Raw genomic sequence first — 18,226 nt, forward strand, 5'->3', positions numbered from 1 at the left:
CTCACATTAATGAATTAGCTAAAATTTTGAATCCATATATCAAAACTCAAACTGGTAAAATACTCAATCTCAGTCAATACTTTATCATTAAAGGTTAGTAATTTTAGGCTGTCGCAATTTCAATGTCGCTGAGAATTAAATTCATCTTTTTGCTATCTACCATTTTTTTAGTGGTGGTAGCCAATACCTTCATTATCTATGTATTAGATAAACAAGGTCAGGCTAAGCTTGAGGCAGTGATCCATACTCATGATGTGCTCGATGAATCAGAAAAGCTCTACAATCAAATAACGAACGCAGAAACCGGGCAACGTGGTTATTTATTAACGCAGGATCTGAACTATTTAGAACCCTACTACGCGGCACTTGAACAAGTTAAACAACATTTTTTAGCCATCAATAGACTAACGCTAAGTAACCCCGAACAACAAAATACACTTGCAGTAATAGATGAGCTAGTCGACAAAAAGTTAGCGGAGTTAGCGTTAACTGTCACACTTGTAATGCAAAACACGCCATATGCAATCGAAGAAGCAAAAGCGATTGTTTTGACGAATGAGGGGAAACAGTATATGGACCAAATCCGCAAGCATATTTTACTGTTTCAAAATATTGAACGTGCCAAGCTAGAACAGCAAAATGCTGACTACCAAAGAAACAGACTATTCATAACTCGGTTTGTTACTTTGCAAATACCACTAATAGTGACCTTGTTAGTTTTTTGTGCTTTTTATATTAATTCAAGGCTTTTTAAACCTCTTAAGTTGTTAATTCAAAACACTGAACAACTAGAAAAAGGCGAAAGACCTAAAATGTTGACGATTAATTACAACGATGAAATTGGCTTTGTGTTAAAACGTTTTGCACGCATGAGTGACATTGTTTATAAACGAACGAGCAAGTTAAATTTTCAAGCTAGTCATGATCACCTTACAGGTGTTTTGAATAGAACAGAACTAAAGCCTGCATTAAAGCAAGCCATTTCTACTTGCTCTAAAGACAGTAAGCTGGCCGTTATATTTATAGATATCAATAAATTCAAAAAACTGAATGATGAGTATGGTCATTTAATTGGTGACCAAATTCTCATTGAAACCGCAAAACGAATTACGTCATCTGTCAGAGCTGATGATGATGTATATCGTTATGGAGGAGATGAATTTGTCATAATTACACATAATATTGCCAAATACAGATACGTTAATGCGATGATCACTCATTTATTAGCACGTTTTGACAATCCTTTTGTACTCGAACAGCTGACATTAAATATTTCATTAAGTATTGGAGTAGCCCTCGCTCCTGATCACAGCCTAAATCATCAACATCTACTTAAACTCGCTGACCAAGCAATGTATCACGCTAAGCATGAGTCAAAGAATAGTTATCACATACACAACAATCGCGGCTAGAAGACTAATCTAAATTACTGCTTTATACGTATAAATTTGCAAAAAGCCCCATCACTATGTATAAAAAACACACACAGATTTTAATTAAGGTAGCACTATGCATATTTTATTAACAGGTGGAACAGGATCATTGGTAGACATTTGTGCCCTTTCTTACTTAATCACCACAAGGTTACTGTGCTAACACGCAATCCGATACAAGCTGCTGTGATACTGACTCATCAGGTACACACAGTTAAGTCGTTAGATGAAGTCAATTTTGAAGAGATTGATGCTGTCATTAATCTTGCAGGAGAGCCAATCGTCAATAAACGTTGGAGTGAATCGCAAAAGCGCACTTTACTTAATAGCCGGATTAATCTTACCCAACAAATCTCAAAAGCGATTAGCCGCTGTGAGTCCCCTCCTCACACATTCATTTCTGGCAGTGCCATTGGTTTTTATGGCCGTCAAGAAAACCAGCCAATCGATGAAAGCTTTAATGATATTTACCCTGAATTTAGCCATGTCCTTTGTCGTGATTGGGAGCATGCCGCAACGAAAGCGCACGGTGATCAAACTCGCGTTTGCTTGCTGCGTACAGGCATCGTTTTAGCAAAACAAGGGGGAGCTTTAGGTAAAATGTTGCCAGCTTTCAAGTTTGGTTTTGGTGGCCCTTTAGGTCATGGTCGTCAAGGGATGTCGTGGATCCATATTGACGACATGATCCAACTCATTCTTTTTGTGCTTTCACATCAAGAAATTCAAGGACCAATTAATGCCACCGCGCCAAACCCCGTTGATAATAATGAATTTAGTCAAACACTTGCGAATGTAATTTCGCGTCCTGCCATGTTGCGTATGCCTAGTTGGGTTCTCAAATTGATGATGGGAGAGATGTCAGATCTTCTACTTCATGGTCAATTTGTGCTTCCCAATAAATTACTTAATCACAATTTCCGCTTCCATTACCCAACATTGAAGCCCGCATTAGAAAGTCTGAAATTATAGTTACAATGTACTAGTTGATAAGATTCAACTAATACATAATAATTAACCTGATTTTAGTCGAGTGATTATCCAGGGAAAATCATGATGCATTTACCCACCATAATCAGCATTTCAATTTTATTGAATGTGATTATTGGGGCGTTTCTACTGTCTTTATATTTCTTGAGACAACAAGCAAGCTATTTATATTGGGGTAGTTCGTGTTTACTTTTCGTATTTGCGCAGATCACCGCATCTCTGCGTGTTTTTATCGACTTCCCCTTAATTACCCATTACTTGGCTGATTTACTCATTATTTCAGCGCCTTTAGCTGCAATTTTAGGGATCCATGCGTTCAGTCAGTCAGATAAAAAATATCATAAAGCCTGTGCATTTGTAGTGACTCTATCCATGCTGATATTGCTGCCAGTGCATGACTCCCCGTTAAACCAAATAATCACCACGGCCATTATCGCCATATGCTTTAGCTACGCTGCTTTTGCCCTCAGAAAACTACAGGTTGAGCGCATCATGCATCTTGCTTTACTAAAACTATGCTTTGTAATTCATGCTTTGATTATGCTTTTACAGTTTTCGCTTTTAGTTTCAGATTATCAAGACATTATTGATACTGATTTAACTCACATTCTCGCGGTCATTCTGATAAGCCATATTATAATTACCACTCTAACCGCCATGATCTGGCCATTAATGATGTTTTTAGAATCAGAGCAAGTACTAAACGATCTAGCAAATCGAGATCCACTCACTGGATTATTAAACCGTAGATCATTTATAACAATTAGTAACAGCTACTTAGAACAAGCTAATCATAGCCTGACTGAACTCTGCGCTTTGATGATTGATATCGATTTCTTTAAAAAAGTAAATGACCAATATGGACACGAAACAGGAGATGAAGCACTCAAATGGGTTGCAAAAAAGATTAAAAGCCAACTACGTGAACACGATTTGGTGGCCAGAATCGGTGGTGAAGAATTTGCAGTCATACTACCTAGCACCAATCAAACTCAAGGCGAAAGCCTATCTGAACGAATTCGTTTAGCGATACACAACGATCGTTTCTTTTATCAAAACCAAGCTCTAAAGCTTACGATCAGTGTCGGTATTATTACACATAAATCGGGCACCAATAATGTCAATGAGTTGCTCGCAGAAGCCGATAAAGGTTTGTACAAAGCCAAGTCAAATGGCCGAAATCAAGTTGTAACTATGGCATTTTAAATGCGGTAGTTAGAATCTTTAATTTAAGCTTTCATTGAGTAGGTTTAGCTCATTAGTGACCCACTGTTTATTTAAACATTGTTCTAAATTCAACTGAGCAAATTTTAAAAAGCTACGCGCCGCATGCGATAAATGGCGATCGGTCCGTACCACAAAATACCAATGACTAGCTAAATTGACATCTTTTACATCTAACATACAAAAACTTGTATCATGGGGTGGCAATACGTGGCGAGAAACAACACCTAGCCCCATTCCTGAACCAACCGCAACCCGAATAGCTTCGTTACTTGCCATTTGTACTGTGTTGCTTAATACAAAGCCTCTGCTTTGCAGTTCACTTTCAAACAGCATTCGTGTGGCAGAACCAGGCTCTCGAAGCAAAAAACGTTCAGATACTAAGTCTTGTAATGTGACCTGAGTCTGACTCGCGAGCGCATGGTTGGTTGGTGCAATAAACACTAATGGGTTTTGTAAAAACCGTCCTGCTTTTGCATGTTCTAATGAAGGTGGATGACTAAAGACATAAATATCGTCTTCGCCTCTTTCAAAACGGGCTAGCACTTCAGCCCGGTTACCTATTTCAAGTGGCAACTCAACATGAGGGTGTAAATTACTATACGGACCAAGTAACTTAGGCAAGATATATTGCGCGGTGTTAACCATGGCTATTTTACAGCGCCCTCTCTCACCACCTCTAAGCTCAGCAAGATAATCTTGATAGTCATCAAAGTGACCAAACACCTGCTGACAAGTTTGAAACAATGCAAAACCCGCTTCAGTAACATGAATTCGCTGCTGATTAACCATCACTAATGGTTCATTAACTGTTTCTTGTAAGCGTTTAATTTGTTGCGAAACCGTTGGTTGCGTTAAATGTAATTGCCTTGCTGTTTCACTAATTGAGCGTGTTTTTACAACGCACATGAATACCTCGAGTAAACGAAAAGAAATATGCCTTAAATCCATAAAATCAAACCCATAGATAAAAACCTATAGGATATTATCATTTATTTTATTATTTACTATGTGATTTTTTATCTAGAATAGCGGCGCTTTTTAACCAAGAGGAGAACAAAGTGCCTGATATTGTTGTAATGTTTTTTGTTTTAGGACTCACTGCCGGATTACTTCGCTCTGACCTAAAAATTCCGCAAGCGACCTATGAAACTCTTAGCCTATTGTTAATGCTCACCATTGGCTTAAAAGGAGGTATGGTGCTGCATGGCAATTTGCATTGGCAACTTCTACCAGAAATGGGCGCTGTATTACTACTTGGTGGCGTAATACCATTGATGCTGTTTCCTATTTTAAACAAACTGCTAAACCTCTCTGTTGCTAATAGCGCAAGTATTGCTGCCCATTACGGTTCAGTAAGCGCAGGTACATTTGCAGTTGCTTTAGCTTATGCCGAATCAAACTCACTTAATGTAGGTGCTGAAGTCACACTTTATTTAGTAATGCTTGAGTTACCTGCGATTATTGTTGGATTGTTACTGTATCGCCGCCTTGGTAATGGTTCTGGACAAAACCTTTCTCTAAAAGCACTTTGGCATGAAACACTCACTAACAAAAGTGTCATTCTGCTAGTTGGTGGTGTAATTATTGGCATGATGTACGGCACACAACAAGGGAGCCAAGTAACGAGTCTATTAACGAACAGCTTTAAAGTTGTGCTGGCACTATTCCTTCTTGAAATGGGTTTAATGGCTGCACAAACTCTGCGCCCTATTCCATGGCATCAATGGCGATTAGCATTATTTGCTCTCATAACACCAAATTTATTAGGTGCAATCGGGGTCTGCGTTGGTACTGCATTACAACTAGAGTTAGGCTCTGTGGTAATACTAGCAAGCCTAGTTGCAAGTGCCTCTTACATAGCAGCCCCTGCCGCGATTAAAGCAGCCATACCCGATGCAGACATTGGTTTAGCCATGTTATGTTCTTTGGGCATTACCTTTCCTTTCAATGTATTAGTAGGAATTGGCTTATATCATCAAATAGCCTTATTTATGGGCTAAAAAATGGTCACACCTTAACTTTATTAATGAGATCTTCTGAAAAGTCGTTTAATATAAACAAAAAAGCAGCGCAAGGACATGCTATGTTTAATCAAACGCTCAGCACCGAGCAACAGCATGTGAGTGATATTTTTAAGCGCATATGTACGCTTTGTAAGGTGCAAAACTATGCTGAATTAGAAAGGCACTTATCGTTAACATCAGGTTTTTGCGAGCAAAGTATTGAAATTGCTGCAGTGCCTTATGAACTAATTGATAACGTGGCTAAAGCTTCTGAAGTTAGCTTTGATTCACTACTTAATGGTAGCGAACAAACCACAGTGACACTTGATGGGGCGTTACTACAAGCAGTAAGTAACGGTATTATTAAGAGTATAAAAAAGCTTTCTATGGCAGGGCTAATTAAAGGTGATAATCACACTCATGAAGCCCTTAGTCAGCTTGCAGATATTCAGCTAAAACAAATAAAAAATGAGCTCAAAATACAAAGCCAGGTTAAATAACCTGGCTTTTTACTAATTCTTACCTTTGTACATTTTATCGTAGATATCGGATATATTATTTTGTTTATCGTAGTAGCGCTGCAGCTCCCCAAGCGATAACTCTTTTATTTCATTACTATCAAGCCCAACAGGCTCTGCTAACTTAAAGTCTGCAGCTTGCGGTGAATTACCCATTAAGGTGGCAATTTCACTCTTTAACTGTTCAGCTTTATTAAATAGTTTAATTGCTTTGCTGATATCTGTTTCATGCTCAGCTTGTAACGTGCACCAAACTACCTCAACTGATTTAGATCTGATTTGATCTTCAAAGATATTTTTACGCGCAATCAACCATGTACTTGCAACAAGCAAGATGGCTAAAACGACAATGGCTATGTAAATTAGTTCAAGCATTACGATCCCTCGGTAAACTAAATGTTACTATACACCCAAACTTGGTTCGCAATACATCAGGAAAAAGCATTATAAATGAAGTTATAGGACTGAAAAACATCATAAATTAATGTTAACTTTTTGTTCCAAAAGGCCAGCTTGGACTAAGTAATAGTTTTAATTTGGTTTTCAAAAGACCTGGAAACAACATTACAACAGCAAGGACAATACTAATGTAGAGCACAATAAAACTATACATGTAGTGTATGTAGGCGTGTTCTTCTTGAATGTTTAAGACAACAAACTTAACCCAGACAATTAAATGTGCGATTGTCACTACGATCGTGAGCTTGAATACACTTAAAAACAGCTCTCCATACTTATAGCTGAATCGCTGATGTAATTTGTATAGGATATATAAACTTAAGAGGTTTATCCCAGCCACACTCAGATAAACATTTTGAGCAATTCCACTTTCACCGGTTTCTTGAACGTATATAAGTACTTTTTCCATAAGTAGAGATGTAAGCTGATATTTAAACACAACCACGGCTATTGATAAGAAATCACTGAAAAGCTCTCTATTTCGTAGGGCTCTATAAAATGATAGGACTAAAGCAACTGCATAACTTATTGCAATGATTACCTGCACTGAAAACACTTTATGAACAGCTGTTGCTACAAGCAACTCATTGTATAATTCGACTAAATATTGCATGAATCATCCTACTAAAGATGTTCATAATCATAATCTTATAGCATAAAAAAAACCAGCTCTTGGCTGGTTTTCTTTACTTTATATTAATTTTCTTTTTTCTTTGGGTTAAGAATGATTATCCCACCAGTTCCCTGTAATTCTTGATTTTTCTTTTTCGGGTTTAGAATAATGATTCCACCAGTACCTTGAAGTTTTGTTGTATCAAAGCTAGGAGCTGGTGCTGCGTCGAATGCTAAAGTAGATAGTAATAAAGCTGATAAAGTCATTTTTTTGTTCCTTCATTGTTAAAGATAGCTTTCGTTAGCAAATACCGAGCCACTACAATAAAAATTTAGGTAAAAACTAACGACTAGACCCTGTATAAGCATAAAACCTAGCCGTTAGGCTATTTTTTATACCGCACAGGTATATAAAACGACCACTAAACAGCATCAACACCTTTAACTCTATAAACTAACAAGTCTCTATGCCATAATTCTGTCAATTCAAAAATAAGTCAAAGCGGCCCTACGCTTAGCAAGGTTTAATGCATGGCATATCCAGAACAACAGCAACCAACAATTTATTGGCACGACTACGAAACATTTGGCGCAAGCCCGCAAAAGGACCGCCCAAGTCAATTTGCAGGTATTCGTACCGATCTCGATTTGAATATTATTGGTGAGCCGTTAATTGAATATTGCAAGCCTGCAGCCGATTACTTGCCGCACCCTGAGGCGTGTTTAATAACGGGTATTACCCCGCAAGTTGCAATGCAAAAAGGCTTAGTTGAAGCTGAGTTTATGGCAAAGATCCATGCTGAATTTAGCCAACCTAACACCTGTGTTGCGGGCTATAACAGTATCCGTTTTGATGATGAAGTCACACGTTACAGCTTATACCGTAATTTTTATGACCCTTACGAGCGAGAATATAAAAACAATAATAGCCGCTGGGATATTATTGATTTAGTGCGTGCCTGTTATGCACTGCGCCCAGAAGGTATTGAATGGCCGCTCAAAGAAGACGGTACACCGAGCTTTAAGCTCGAGCACTTAACCGTTGCCAATGGCATTGAACACGCTGCTGCTCACGATGCTTTAAGTGATGTAACGGCAACCATAGCGTTGGCAAAATTAATAAAAGAAAAACAACCTAAGTTGTATCAATTTTTCTTTAGCTTACGCGCTAAAAAAGCACTGGCTGATTTAGTTGATGTATTTAATATGACACCACTTGTGCACACCTCGTCACGAATTCCGGCAAGCCAAGGCTGCACCAGCTGGATTGCACCAATGAGCTTTCACCCAGTCAATAAAAACGCCATTATTTTCTTTAATTTAACTGAAGATCCGCAAGTGCTATTAGATTTATCTGTTGAAGAGCTACGCACGCGTCTTTACACAAAACACAGCGACCTTGGCGAAGACGAAGCACCGGTAGGCTTAAAACTCGTGCATTTAAATAAGTGCCCTATTCTCGCACCAGCAAAAACCTTGTTACCTGAGAACGCAGCCCGTTTGGGTATTGACCGCGAAAAATGCTTACAAAATCTCGCTATTTTAAAAGCCAACACTGAGCTTCGCGACAAAGTAACCGAAGTGTTTAACGAGCAGCGTGATTACGGCGAAACCACCAACCCTGACTATCAACTTTATGATGGTTTTACCAGCCATGCAGATAAAGCTAAATTTGCCATTATTCGAGATGCAAGCCCTGAGCAATTAGCCACAATGCAGCTAGATTTTGATGATAAAAAGTTTGCTACCTTGTTATTTAGATATCGCGCTCGAAACTGGCCACATACACTAAGCCAAGATGAATTAGCAAAATGGCGCCAGTATTGCCAAAACAAGCTAATGCACGGTGAAGATAGCCCGTCGATCAGTGGCCAAGATTTCATGATCACTCTTGAAAATCTGGCTCATGAAAATGATGATAACGAGAAAAATCTGCATATATTAAAAGCGTTGTACAATTACGCACAAAGCATGTAATAAAAAACGCGACAATCATTGTCGCGTTTTTTATGGATATTACTTTTTATGTAACGCTTCGATACGCGCTAATAAACTAGATGTGTCATAGCGATCGCCGCCTAACGCTTGTACATCGGCATAATATTGATCAACTGTTGCCGTCATCGGCAAAGTTGCGCCGTTTGCCTTTGCCTCATCCAAAGCGATGCCTAAATCTTTACGCATCCAATCAACAGCAAAACCAAATTCGTATTCGCCAGCCCACATTGTTTTGTAGCGGTTTTCCATCTGCCATGAACCTGCAGCGCCTTTAGAGATGGTTTCAATTACTTTTTCACCATCAAGGCCAGCTTGTTTTGCAAAGTGTAACCCCTCAGCCAAGCCTTGTACCACACCCGCAATACAAATTTGATTTACCATTTTACACAGTTGACCAGAGCCTACTTCACCTAATAATTGGCTAAAACGGCTAAAAGCAGCCATAACAGGTTGAACAACATTAAAATCAGCTTCGTCGCCACCAACCATCACGGTTAATACACCATTTTCTGCCCCAGCTTGACCGCCAGAAACCGGCGCATCTAAAAATGCGATGCCTTGTAGTTTCGCTTGAGCAGCCACTTCACGTGCCACTTCAGCTGACGTTGTAGTGTGGTCAACTAAATAGCTGCCCTCATGCATGCTTGCCAGCACACCCTGTTCGCCATAAACAACTGAACGTAAATCATCATCATTACCTACGCACATGAAAACGATATCAGCCCCTTTTGCTGCTTCACTTGGTGTTTCAGCGTATTCACCTTGATACTCAGAAACCCACTTTTGCGCTTTAGCCGTTGTGCGGTTGTAAACTGTCACGTTGTGACCTGCGTTGGCAAGGTGACCCGCCATTGGATAACCCATTACACCTAATCCGATGAAGGCGACTTTCATTGACATAAAACTGACCTATTTGAGTGATAAATTAGTAACAATTTCATTATCTCAACCGAATAACTAAAAAGCGAATGAAAAAAAGTTCATTTAAACCGTTTAAAAACACACAGGTAAAACATGGATAGTATATATCGTTTCAATGCCCAGCTTGCATCTGGTGAAAACTTCAGCCTTGAATCGCTACAAGGTAAAACAGCGCTTATCGTCAATATTGCCAGCAAATGTAATTTTTCAGTGCAAATGGCAAGCCTTGAAAAACTCTATCAAGAATATAAACAGCAAGGATTTACCGTACTCGGTTTTGCCTGTAATCAATTTGGCCACAATGAACCTCTAGATGGCAATGATCTTAAAGCCTTTTATCAGCAACACTTTGATGTCAGCTTTCCCATTTTTAACAAGGTGTTAGTCAATTATCCAGACGCCCACCCGTTATTTAATTATTTAAAGTGCCATACTCGAGGAATTGCGCAAAACCGCGCAATTAAATGGAATTTCACCAAATTTCTTATAAACTCAGAAGGTCAACTCGTTGCGCGATATGCCCCGCGCACCAAACCCGAAACCCTCAAAATGGTGATAGAGAGTAATTTAAATGATGAAACTGGCCTTATTCAGTGCGCAAAAGTATGAGCAACCGTTTTTTGAAAGGAATCTAACTGAATACGCTGAGTCTGTTTCGCTCAGTTATTTTGAGCAATCCTTAAACAGCAATACCACGCCCCTCTGCCAAGGTTTTGATGCAGTGTGCGTGTTTGTTAACGATACGGTCGACAAACACGTCATTGCAGATATGGCGGCTGTTGGCATTAAAGCAATCTTATTACGCTGTGCAGGCTTCAATAATGTAGACCTTGATGCTGCCAAAGAGCATAACATCAAGGTTTGCCGCGTCCCTGCATATAGCCCCGAAGCAGTAGCAGAGCATTGTATTGCCCTTATGCTAACGCTCAACCGAAAAACCCATAAAGCCTTTAACCGAGTACGTGAAGGCAACTTTGATTTAAACGGTTTACTTGGTTTTAATCTGTTTAAAAAAACTATTGGGATTATAGGCTGCGGCAAAATCGGTTTAGCGCTGGTAAATATATTAAATGGCTTTGGAGCTAAGGTACTCGTGTGCGATCCTATGGCTGGTGAAGGCCCTTATACCCTGTGCGATTTAGACACATTGCTCACCCAAAGTGATGTCATCTCATTGCACTGCCCGCTCAACGAGCACACCCATCATTTAATTGATGCTAGCGCATTTGAGAAAATGAAAGACGGTGTCATGCTGATTAACACCTCTCGTGGTGCGCTACTCGATAGCCAAGCATGTATTCAAGCACTTAAGTCTAAAAAGCTCGGACACCTAGGCCTTGATGTGTACGAACAAGAGTCAGAGTTATTCTTTAAAGATCACCGTGAAGAAATCATGCAAGACGATATTTTTTCACGCCTTATTAGTTTTCCAAATGTGTTAGTGACAGGCCACCAAGGCTTCTTCACCCAAGAAGCACTGAGCGAAATAGCCTGCACCACATTACAAAGTGCCAATGAAATAAGCCAAGGCTTAGCATTAACTAACGAAGTTATTTAAGAAATGGCCTTGATACTTCTCATCAGGCCGTTAAGCTCATCAATGCTCGTTTAACCTTTCATTGTTATCGAGCATTTTTACTGGTAATTGGTGATCAACCAAAAAGTCGTAAAATCGTAAATCTTCAATTAGATCGGAAGATGCTAGCTCGAAATCTTGGTAAGTTAGGTTTTTATAACTAAACCTCACTGTATGTTCGAACCTTTTAGTTTGTGAGTAAAGAATTTCAGTTACTTCGGAAATATCTATTTTAACACCTAATAATAGTAACTTTTCACCGTCTATTGACACCTCAACTGAATTTTTTGGCTCTATCATCCAATAATCTACAATGATAGAAATGATGCAACATACAACTATAAAGCCGAGCTGCATAAAAAATGGTTTTTCTGCAAATTCAGTTAAATAATAAGCAAACATACCACCAAATAACAATCTGTATAAAAAGCTGTTGAGCAATTTAAAGCTAACCTTCTTCCTTTTTCTTCTAAACACTTGCAAAGCTAACCATCCTTTATTAACTTATTGATTTTATGGTATTTTAATAAAATTATGTTTCATTACTTTTGAGATAACTCTTTGAGTGCATCTATGAAGTGTGTATGGTTGTATGAATAACTGCCATCTTCCTCTTCAACAAGCGAAGGGCTATTTAGTAATTCAGTGAGGAGCACTAAGAAATCATCAAGTGACTTTGCAAAAACACACTTATCATCTTCGTCTCGGCCAAAATTGATAATTTGACCTTTCGTTCCTGTCGTAATTTGGATCAAAGTCCACCCCTATAAAATTACCTCCTCCATCTCCAAGTAGAGGTAACCATTTAGTATTCGCATATTCAATTTTTATAGCGCTAGGTGTTAGGGATGAACAACTCTCATTTAACCCTTCTAATCCTTGGTCAATAATCTCTCGCCAAACATTTAACTCATGAATAATTTTTTCTGTACTTAATAATGAAAGGCCAAAAACGAAACCAGCCTTAGTGCGGAATTGACCATTACAATTTGCATATATTGATACAAAAGATTGAGGTAAAGTATTTCCAACCAAATCTGCAATTTTATTTAATGACTCAACATTCGACTCATTATTAATAACATCTATCAGAGCTGGAAACTTTGATTCTATTTTTTCTCTTAAAACAATCCATTCGTTCATAATATATCCTTATTTTAAATGACTTTACTTAAGATGGTCTGATTGAGTAAATGTGAGTATTAGTTTTTTATTTCAACAACGCCACGTTCACAAATACCGCCGTCATTAATAACGGACAGACAAAGCGAATGTACTGGGCAAACCAATAATGAGGGCCGCTCGATACTTGATGCAATTTATTACCACGCTGCCATAACCAGCCTACAGTAATGAAATAGAACAGTCCCATTAAAGGTAATTGGTACTGTGTAAGCACCATAATGACTAAACCAAATAACCAGTCAAAGTTTAAGATAATCAGTGATGAGGCAATAAACACGATTAGGGTTACAAATAAGGTCGCTTTTTTGCGCTCAATACTGTGATTCTCAACTAAAAATGCCACTGGAATTTCAGTCGATGAAATAGTTGACGTCACTGAGGCAATCGACATTAATACAAAAAATAATAAGCCAACGAGTAAACCCACTTGGTCCATTGTGCTAAACAGTTCAGGTAAAATCGCAAAAATTAACTGCCCTTCACCAACCAATTTACCACCGCTAAATACCTCTACACCGTTATGTTGAGCAACAAAAATAGCGGGAATAATCAATAAACCCGCTAAAAAGGCTACACCAGTATCAAGCAGTGCCACGGTTCCAGTTAGTTTTGGCAGGTTAGCATCTGGTTTTAAATATGAGCCGTAAACCATCATACAACCAACACCTAACGACAATGAAAAGAATGCTTGCCCCATTGCTGCAATAATTAAGTTTGCATCAAGAATTTGACTAAAATCTGGCACTAAGTAAGCAGCAAAACCATCCATCGCACCATCTAGGGTCGCGATATAAGCAATTAACGCCACTAATAACACTAGCAATAATGGCATTAAGCGACGTGACCAAGTTTCGATACCTGATTTAACGCCTTTTAAAATAATACTCGCAGTAAGAATAAGCATCAGTGGCGTAAACACAAAATTGCGCGCCATGGAGTCACTGTGTAAAAAGTTACTTAGCTCAGTAAAACCAAAGAAGCTTGCGACTGGCTCCAGCGCATAAGCGAGCATCCACCCTGCAACTATCGAATAAAAGCTCAGCATCACAACCGCACCAAAGAGGCCAATATAGCCAGCTGCAGCGCCCACTTTAGGTGCAGTGTCTTGCCATGCGTTAGATAATGCTTTTACTGGATTTGCTTGCGCTTGGTGGCCTAAGTACAGCTCAGTATAAAGAGCTGGAAGCGCTAATAAGAAAATAACAATGAAGTAAACGAGTAAAAATGCACCGCCGCCATGGTTTGCCGCTTGTGTTGGAAAGCCCCAAATATTACCTAAACCTACCGCCGCGCCAGAAGCTGCTAAAACGAAACCTAATCGACTTTGAAAGCCGTCACGAACTTGTGCCATACATCTACAAATCTGTTATTATTTTTCCTCATTAAACCATAATTACAGTCAACTGCGTAAACTATTTGCGTTTGTTCATGCCTATAAAAGTGCATTTGCTGTAAAAATAAACAAAACTAAATTCAAGCCCCGTGTAAGCGTTAAACCATGAGCAGTCACTACTTTTCGAACACTCTTATCATCGAGCAACAACGCCAAACAACGGCCAAAAAAATCATGCTTATGGATGCAACATGTATTGATGTTGCAAGTTTACCCCTTGATAAATTACTCAGTGAGTTTGAATTAAGCGTACTTGAAAAACGCAAAGTGCCAAGTGCCAAGCAAGAGTACTTAGCAACTCGCCTAACGTTAAAGTATTTGTATCAACATGCTTACCCTCATGACGATTTAGCGCTCAGTGAAATATCGAGCCAGTTTGATGACAAAGACAGCAAGCTAAAATTACATACCCCGGTTAGAGAACCTGTGTGGGCTTGTTTATCACATTCAAATGGTTTAATTGGCGCTGCTCTTAACCCAAAACAGCAGCTATTTGGTTTTGATATTGAACAAAGCAGTAAACCTCGCCCTTTTATCAAACTCGCAAAGCATTTTTATCATCAAGATGAGGTTGACTTAATTAGCCGTTTTGATGCTCCCTATGAACAGGCACAGTGCTTTTTTAGAATTTGGACATTAAAAGAAGCGCTTGCCAAAGCAAGTGCTCAGCCTATTGCGAAACTACTTGCCCCTAATGTATTTGAAGAATTGAGCAAACATAATTTCAGCGCGAGTAGTAACTCTATTGAAGGTTTTGATATAAGTGTTGTGGCACAAAAAAGCACTGACTGGCAGTGCTCTTTTATTAATTTTAACGACCTACGCCGCGACTTGGCTTTCTAATAGTCGGCTGTGAATAGCCTGCACGACTTCATCTGACTCGCTTTGCTCAACTAAGAAGCACAGGTTATGTTTACTTGCACCGTGGCAAATTAAACGAATATTAAAATCACTCAATACCTGCATTAAATTCATTTCTTGCTGACGTAATTGAATCTCAGAACCAATTAAAGCCACCAGCGTTAAGTTATTCTCAACCGACACATGACAAAACTCAGAAAGCTTATCTAAACAAGCTTGATCAAGCTCAGGGCGTGATGCATTTGGTGCGTTATCTAAAGTGATTGCAACACTGATCTCGGAGGTAGTAACCAAATCAACCGAAATATTAAACTCACTTAAAATGGTGAAAACACGCGCTAAGAAACCACTCGCTAGGAGCATTTCTGGGCTTTTAACCGTTAACAGAATTTGGTTTTTACGCTGTGTTACGGCACGAATACCTGGTTGCTGAGATTTTTCTTTTTCAATCCATGTACCACCTAACTGTGGTTCACGGCTTGAACCAACAAACACACTAATATGGCTACGGCTTGCAGGTAAAATGGTTGCAGGGTGCAGTACTTTTGCACCAAACGTTGCCATTTCTGCCGCTTCATCAAAGCTTAAGCGTGCAATTGGGCTTGCTTTAGCGCATAAACGCGGATCAGTACTGAAAATACCAACTACATCGGTCCAAATATGCACGCTTTTTGCGTTAATTGCTTCAGCGAGTAATGCAGCACTATAATCTGAACCACCACGCATAAAGTGGTCGTTTGATTGTGCTCATTGCTACCAATAAAACCTTGGGTTACCACAACATGGTCATCAAGTAGCGGCACTAAATGCTCTTTAGCAGCCGCAGCGGTTGCTGCAACATTTGGGGTAGCTTTAGCAAATTGGCTATCTGTTTTTAGCACTTTACGTACATCAAAACGAACCGAATCAAGACCTTGCCCGCGTAATACTTGAGTAAATAAATACGATGATAAACGCTCGCCAAAGCTCAGTAGTTCATCTTGATCTGCTACTGACTGAGCCCCGTCTGATGCTAGCTTTTGAAAAGCCTTAAGCGTTTCATTAAAGCCATGTGCTAAATCAGCATCCAGTGACAGCTCTGCCAAGATAGCTTCTTGAATGGCGACAACGCCAGTAATGTGCTCGTCACGCTCAGCCGCACTCAAATCAGCTTTACACAATGCAACTAAATGGTTTGTCACGCCTGCACTGGCACTCACAGCAACTATACGTACTTGATTATCAGCACAAATGATTTCAGCGCAGCGGCTCATAGCATCAAAGTTAGCTACACTGGTGCCACCAAATTTTGCAACAACGTAATCTGATTTTGTGTTGGCGGCTAATTGGGTATTCATGTCGTCTCCTTTTGTGGAAAACTATCCACAGTAATTCAAGAAGAACTCGGCAAGGGGGTGCTTTGAAAATAAAGAGTAGTCCATGCCAGAAGCTCTCCACCTAGTTTGGTGACAGTTTTGAGGATTCAGCCCCATAAACCGAAAAATAACCGTGACGTCCGGTTAATTTTCTCGGCGAGTACTTCCCTCATTAATGGTCATCGGCGTTCGTCACCTCACATTAATTACCTAAGTATCGCACCTCTTCTGAATGTTAAGTTAACACCTGGTTAAAATAACAAAGCCTGCTGTTAAAAGCAGGCTTTGAAAGTTAACGTTTAGACGTCTAGCTGTCAAGTTGTTTTATGAAATTAAACTGCCCGCTAAGTGCGAACCGTAATAACCAACGGTATAAGCAATTAATAAATAAACCGACATTTTAAGATAGCTCATAAAGGTCAGTGCCTTAACCTTACTCATGGCAATAATACCTGCCGCAGAGCCGATTATAAGCATTGAGCCACCCACCCCAGTTGCGTAAGTAAACGACAGCCATTGCTGAGGGCTCATCACAATATCAGCTTTTAAAAGTGCTGCAGTGAGAGGTACGTTATCTACCGCCGCTGATAATAGCCCCATCAAGTAGTTGGCATATTCCGGTGCCATCAACTCATATAAGTGAGTAAATTTAGCAAGCATGCCAACTTCTTTTAATGCACCAACCAGCAATAGCACACCAACGAAGAACAATAAGGTGTCGTATTCAATTTCACGAATATAATCGATGATTTTTTTGTTAACGTCTTTTTTGCGCATTAAGAATTGCGCAACCAAAAACATCAAAGATAAACCAAATAAAAAGGTCAATAACGGCGGCACACTATAAAGCACACTCAAAGTTAACGTGGCAATAATCGTCGAGAAGAAGATAACCGCAATGGTAATATCTGTCTTTTCGATACGACGGGCTGCTTGCTTTTCAAACACAACATTACCCGACATACCCACCGACAACATTGCCGCGAGCAGTGCAACACTTGTCAGTGCAGGGGCAATTAATAATAGTAGATTAGCAATGGTGACTTTTTCGTCTAAGAAAATCATCAAGGTTGTCACATCACCGGTGATCAACGACACCCCACCCGAGTTAACACTAAATACAATTAAGGTCGCATATTTTATTAATTTTTTAGGATCTAACTTAAGTGACATCACCACCGCAAGCGAGATTAAAGTTGCCGTTATGTTGTCTGAAATAGATGAAAATAAAAACGCAAAACCACCAATCAGAAACATCAGCTTTCGTTCACTGATTTGATTTGGCATAATTTTATGAACAATATTCTGGATAAAACCTTTAGAGTTTAAATACGCTACAAAGGTCATCGCAGCCATTAAAAATAGCCACAAAGTCGCGATTTCTAATATGTTGTGATCCAGTTGATGTTGTATGGTTTCTGGGCTTTGCCCATGAATTGGAGAGATAAATAAGATAATCCAGCATAAAGTGCCAAAAAAAAGCGTCGTTTTGGCCTTGTTTACATGGATAATATCCTCTATAACGATAAGCAAAAATGCCACCGCTATCAGGGTTAGGATAAGTGGGGTTACCATGGTGTTTGAACAACCTTTATAATAATGTAAAAATTGTAAGTCGAGTGTTTCGGCGCGGATTCTAGCAGCATAGAAAGCATAAAACTATTCTCAATTACATAATTTACTACTAATCGCCAACAC

Annotated in this window: 17 protein-coding genes, 2 pseudogenes and 1 riboswitch; of the genes and pseudogenes, 9 read left to right on the forward strand and 10 right to left on the reverse strand. The window is 39.3% G+C overall.

The features are described from left to right. Positions 1-122 precede the first annotated feature (122 nt). The 3 genes and pseudogenes from ACRWSG_RS01550 to ACRWSG_RS01560 all read left to right on the forward strand — a co-directional run bounded on the left by ACRWSG_RS01550 (position 123) and on the right by ACRWSG_RS01560 (position 3,626). The gene (locus ACRWSG_RS01550) at positions 123-1,412 is read left to right on the forward strand and encodes a diguanylate cyclase domain-containing protein (RefSeq protein WP_138600527.1); all 1,290 of its coding nucleotides are present in this window, start codon (positions 123-125) and stop codon (positions 1,410-1,412) included. 97 nt (positions 1,413-1,509) lie between these two features. Continuing rightward, a pseudogene (locus tag ACRWSG_RS01555) lies at positions 1,510-2,402 on the forward strand (TIGR01777 family oxidoreductase). 81 nt (positions 2,403-2,483) lie between these two features. Continuing rightward, positions 2,484-3,626, forward strand: coding sequence for a GGDEF domain-containing protein (locus tag ACRWSG_RS01560; protein ID WP_462165433.1), 1,143 nt, complete (start codon positions 2,484-2,486; stop codon positions 3,624-3,626). Between the two features lie 18 nt (positions 3,627-3,644). Here the strand turns inward: ACRWSG_RS01560 and ACRWSG_RS01565 are convergent, their stop codons facing one another. Then, positions 3,645-4,595 carry a LysR family transcriptional regulator gene (locus tag ACRWSG_RS01565; RefSeq protein ID WP_054551477.1) on the reverse strand — a complete coding sequence of 317 codons (951 nt, stop codon included), beginning with the start codon at positions 4,593-4,595 and terminating at the stop codon, positions 3,645-3,647. Positions 4,596-4,705: 110 nt separating this feature from the next. Here ACRWSG_RS01565 and ACRWSG_RS01570 point away from each other — a divergent pair, with 110 nt between their 5' ends. Both ACRWSG_RS01570 and ACRWSG_RS01575 read left to right on the forward strand, forming a co-directional pair. After that, positions 4,706-5,647: a sodium-dependent bicarbonate transport family permease gene (locus ACRWSG_RS01570; RefSeq protein WP_194441564.1), complete on the forward strand. Its 942-nt coding sequence runs from the start codon at positions 4,706-4,708 to the stop codon at positions 5,645-5,647. Positions 5,648-5,730: 83 nt separating this feature from the next. Beyond that, positions 5,731-6,150, forward strand: a complete 420-nt coding sequence (locus ACRWSG_RS01575) for a hypothetical protein (RefSeq protein ID WP_138600521.1) — start codon at positions 5,731-5,733, stop codon at positions 6,148-6,150. 12 nt (positions 6,151-6,162) lie between these two features. Here ACRWSG_RS01575 and ACRWSG_RS01580 read toward each other — a convergent pair whose 3' ends face one another. From ACRWSG_RS01580 to ACRWSG_RS01590, 3 genes are all read right to left on the reverse strand, one after another. After that, positions 6,163-6,543: a hypothetical protein gene (locus tag ACRWSG_RS01580; protein ID WP_138600519.1), complete on the reverse strand. Its 381-nt coding sequence runs from the start codon at positions 6,541-6,543 to the stop codon at positions 6,163-6,165. Positions 6,544-6,655: 112 nt separating this feature from the next. Beyond that, entirely contained in the window at positions 6,656-7,240 is a 585-nt protein-coding gene (locus ACRWSG_RS01585; RefSeq protein WP_138600517.1) for a hypothetical protein, read from the reverse strand. A gap of 83 nt (positions 7,241-7,323) precedes the next feature. Continuing rightward, positions 7,324-7,506 carry a hypothetical protein gene (locus ACRWSG_RS01590; RefSeq protein ID WP_062564539.1) on the reverse strand — a complete coding sequence of 61 codons (183 nt, stop codon included), beginning with the start codon at positions 7,504-7,506 and terminating at the stop codon, positions 7,324-7,326. Between the two features lie 264 nt (positions 7,507-7,770). On the opposite strand from ACRWSG_RS01590, the gene sbcB reads away from it, so the two are divergent. Continuing rightward, positions 7,771-9,216 carry an exodeoxyribonuclease I gene (gene sbcB / locus ACRWSG_RS01595; protein ID WP_462165434.1) on the forward strand — a complete coding sequence of 482 codons (1,446 nt, stop codon included), beginning with the start codon at positions 7,771-7,773 and terminating at the stop codon, positions 9,214-9,216. A 39-nt stretch (positions 9,217-9,255) separates the two neighbouring features. On the opposite strand, the gene ACRWSG_RS01600 is transcribed toward sbcB, so the two are convergent. Beyond that, a complete protein-coding gene (locus ACRWSG_RS01600) occupies positions 9,256-10,137 on the reverse strand; it encodes an NAD(P)-dependent oxidoreductase (RefSeq protein ID WP_462165435.1) in 882 nt (293 codons plus the stop codon). Positions 10,138-10,251: 114 nt separating this feature from the next. On the opposite strand from ACRWSG_RS01600, the gene ACRWSG_RS01605 reads away from it, so the two are divergent. Beyond that, positions 10,252-10,767 carry a glutathione peroxidase gene (locus tag ACRWSG_RS01605; protein ID WP_462165436.1) on the forward strand — a complete coding sequence of 172 codons (516 nt, stop codon included), beginning with the start codon at positions 10,252-10,254 and terminating at the stop codon, positions 10,765-10,767. Further along, on the forward strand, positions 10,733-11,716 hold the full coding sequence (locus ACRWSG_RS01610; protein WP_138600708.1) for a 2-hydroxyacid dehydrogenase: 984 nt from the start codon (positions 10,733-10,735) through the stop codon (positions 11,714-11,716). Before ACRWSG_RS01605 ends, ACRWSG_RS01610 begins: the two co-directional genes overlap by 35 nt. Positions 11,717-11,755: 39 nt before the next feature. Here the strand turns inward: ACRWSG_RS01610 and ACRWSG_RS01615 are convergent, their stop codons facing one another. The 3 genes from ACRWSG_RS01615 to ACRWSG_RS01625 form a co-directional block, all read right to left on the reverse strand. Beyond that, entirely contained in the window at positions 11,756-12,217 is a 462-nt protein-coding gene (locus ACRWSG_RS01615) for a hypothetical protein (RefSeq protein WP_054551487.1), read from the reverse strand. Positions 12,218-12,427: 210 nt separating this feature from the next. Further along, the gene (locus tag ACRWSG_RS01620; RefSeq protein ID WP_462165437.1) at positions 12,428-12,877 is read right to left on the reverse strand and encodes an SMI1/KNR4 family protein; all 450 of its coding nucleotides are present in this window, start codon (positions 12,875-12,877) and stop codon (positions 12,428-12,430) included. Between the two features lie 67 nt (positions 12,878-12,944). Then, on the reverse strand, positions 12,945-14,270 hold the full coding sequence (locus tag ACRWSG_RS01625; RefSeq protein ID WP_462165438.1) for a sodium-dependent transporter: 1,326 nt from the start codon (positions 14,268-14,270) through the stop codon (positions 12,945-12,947). Positions 14,271-14,417: 147 nt separating this feature from the next. On the opposite strand from ACRWSG_RS01625, the gene ACRWSG_RS01630 reads away from it, so the two are divergent. After that, positions 14,418-15,155, forward strand: a complete 738-nt coding sequence (locus ACRWSG_RS01630; RefSeq protein WP_462165439.1) for a 4'-phosphopantetheinyl transferase family protein — start codon at positions 14,418-14,420, stop codon at positions 15,153-15,155. On the opposite strand, the pseudogene lysC reads toward ACRWSG_RS01630, so the two are convergent. Further along, a pseudogene (lysC, locus tag ACRWSG_RS01635) lies at positions 15,132-16,510 on the reverse strand (lysine-sensitive aspartokinase 3). The gene ACRWSG_RS01630 and the pseudogene lysC sit on opposite strands and share 24 nt — an antisense overlap. An 81-nt stretch (positions 16,511-16,591) precedes the next feature. Next, positions 16,592-16,764: riboswitch (Lysine riboswitch) on the reverse strand. A gap of 88 nt (positions 16,765-16,852) precedes the next feature. Continuing rightward, positions 16,853-18,103, reverse strand: coding sequence for a sodium:proton antiporter NhaD (gene nhaD, locus ACRWSG_RS01640; RefSeq protein ID WP_054551492.1), 1,251 nt, complete (start codon positions 18,101-18,103; stop codon positions 16,853-16,855). Between the last annotated feature and the right edge of the window lie 123 nt (positions 18,104-18,226).

This window comes from Pseudoalteromonas sp. GB43, assembly GCF_054923805.1.

Bases quoted from the DNA above. Each gene is read 5' to 3' on its own strand.
- ACRWSG_RS01590 (WP_062564539.1), bottom strand. From the start codon at position 7,506: ATGACTTTATCAGCTTTATTACTATCTACTTTAGCATTCGACGCAGCA.
- ACRWSG_RS01550 (WP_138600527.1), top strand. From the start codon at position 123: ATGTCGCTGAGAATTAAATTCATCTTTTTGCTATCTACCATTTTTTTA.
- ACRWSG_RS01560 (WP_462165433.1), top strand. From the start codon at position 2,484: ATGATGCATTTACCCACCATAATCAGCATTTCAATTTTATTGAATGTG.
- ACRWSG_RS01625 (WP_462165438.1), bottom strand. From the start codon at position 14,270: ATGGCACAAGTTCGTGACGGCTTTCAAAGTCGATTAGGTTTCGTTTTA.
- ACRWSG_RS01585 (WP_138600517.1), bottom strand. From the start codon at position 7,240: ATGCAATATTTAGTCGAATTATACAATGAGTTGCTTGTAGCAACAGCT.
- ACRWSG_RS01605 (WP_462165436.1), top strand. From the start codon at position 10,252: ATGGATAGTATATATCGTTTCAATGCCCAGCTTGCATCTGGTGAAAAC.
- ACRWSG_RS01600 (WP_462165435.1), bottom strand. From the start codon at position 10,137: ATGTCAATGAAAGTCGCCTTCATCGGATTAGGTGTAATGGGTTATCCA.
- ACRWSG_RS01620 (WP_462165437.1), bottom strand. From the start codon at position 12,877: ATGAACGAATGGATTGTTTTAAGAGAAAAAATAGAATCAAAGTTTCCA.
- ACRWSG_RS01565 (WP_054551477.1), bottom strand. From the start codon at position 4,595: ATGGATTTAAGGCATATTTCTTTTCGTTTACTCGAGGTATTCATGTGC.
- nhaD (WP_054551492.1), bottom strand. From the start codon at position 18,103: ATGGTAACCCCACTTATCCTAACCCTGATAGCGGTGGCATTTTTGCTT.
- ACRWSG_RS01575 (WP_138600521.1), top strand. From the start codon at position 5,731: ATGTTTAATCAAACGCTCAGCACCGAGCAACAGCATGTGAGTGATATT.
- ACRWSG_RS01610 (WP_138600708.1), top strand. From the start codon at position 10,733: ATGAAACTGGCCTTATTCAGTGCGCAAAAGTATGAGCAACCGTTTTTT.
- ACRWSG_RS01580 (WP_138600519.1), bottom strand. From the start codon at position 6,543: ATGCTTGAACTAATTTACATAGCCATTGTCGTTTTAGCCATCTTGCTT.
- ACRWSG_RS01630 (WP_462165439.1), top strand. From the start codon at position 14,418: ATGAGCAGTCACTACTTTTCGAACACTCTTATCATCGAGCAACAACGC.
- sbcB (WP_462165434.1), top strand. From the start codon at position 7,771: ATGGCATATCCAGAACAACAGCAACCAACAATTTATTGGCACGACTAC.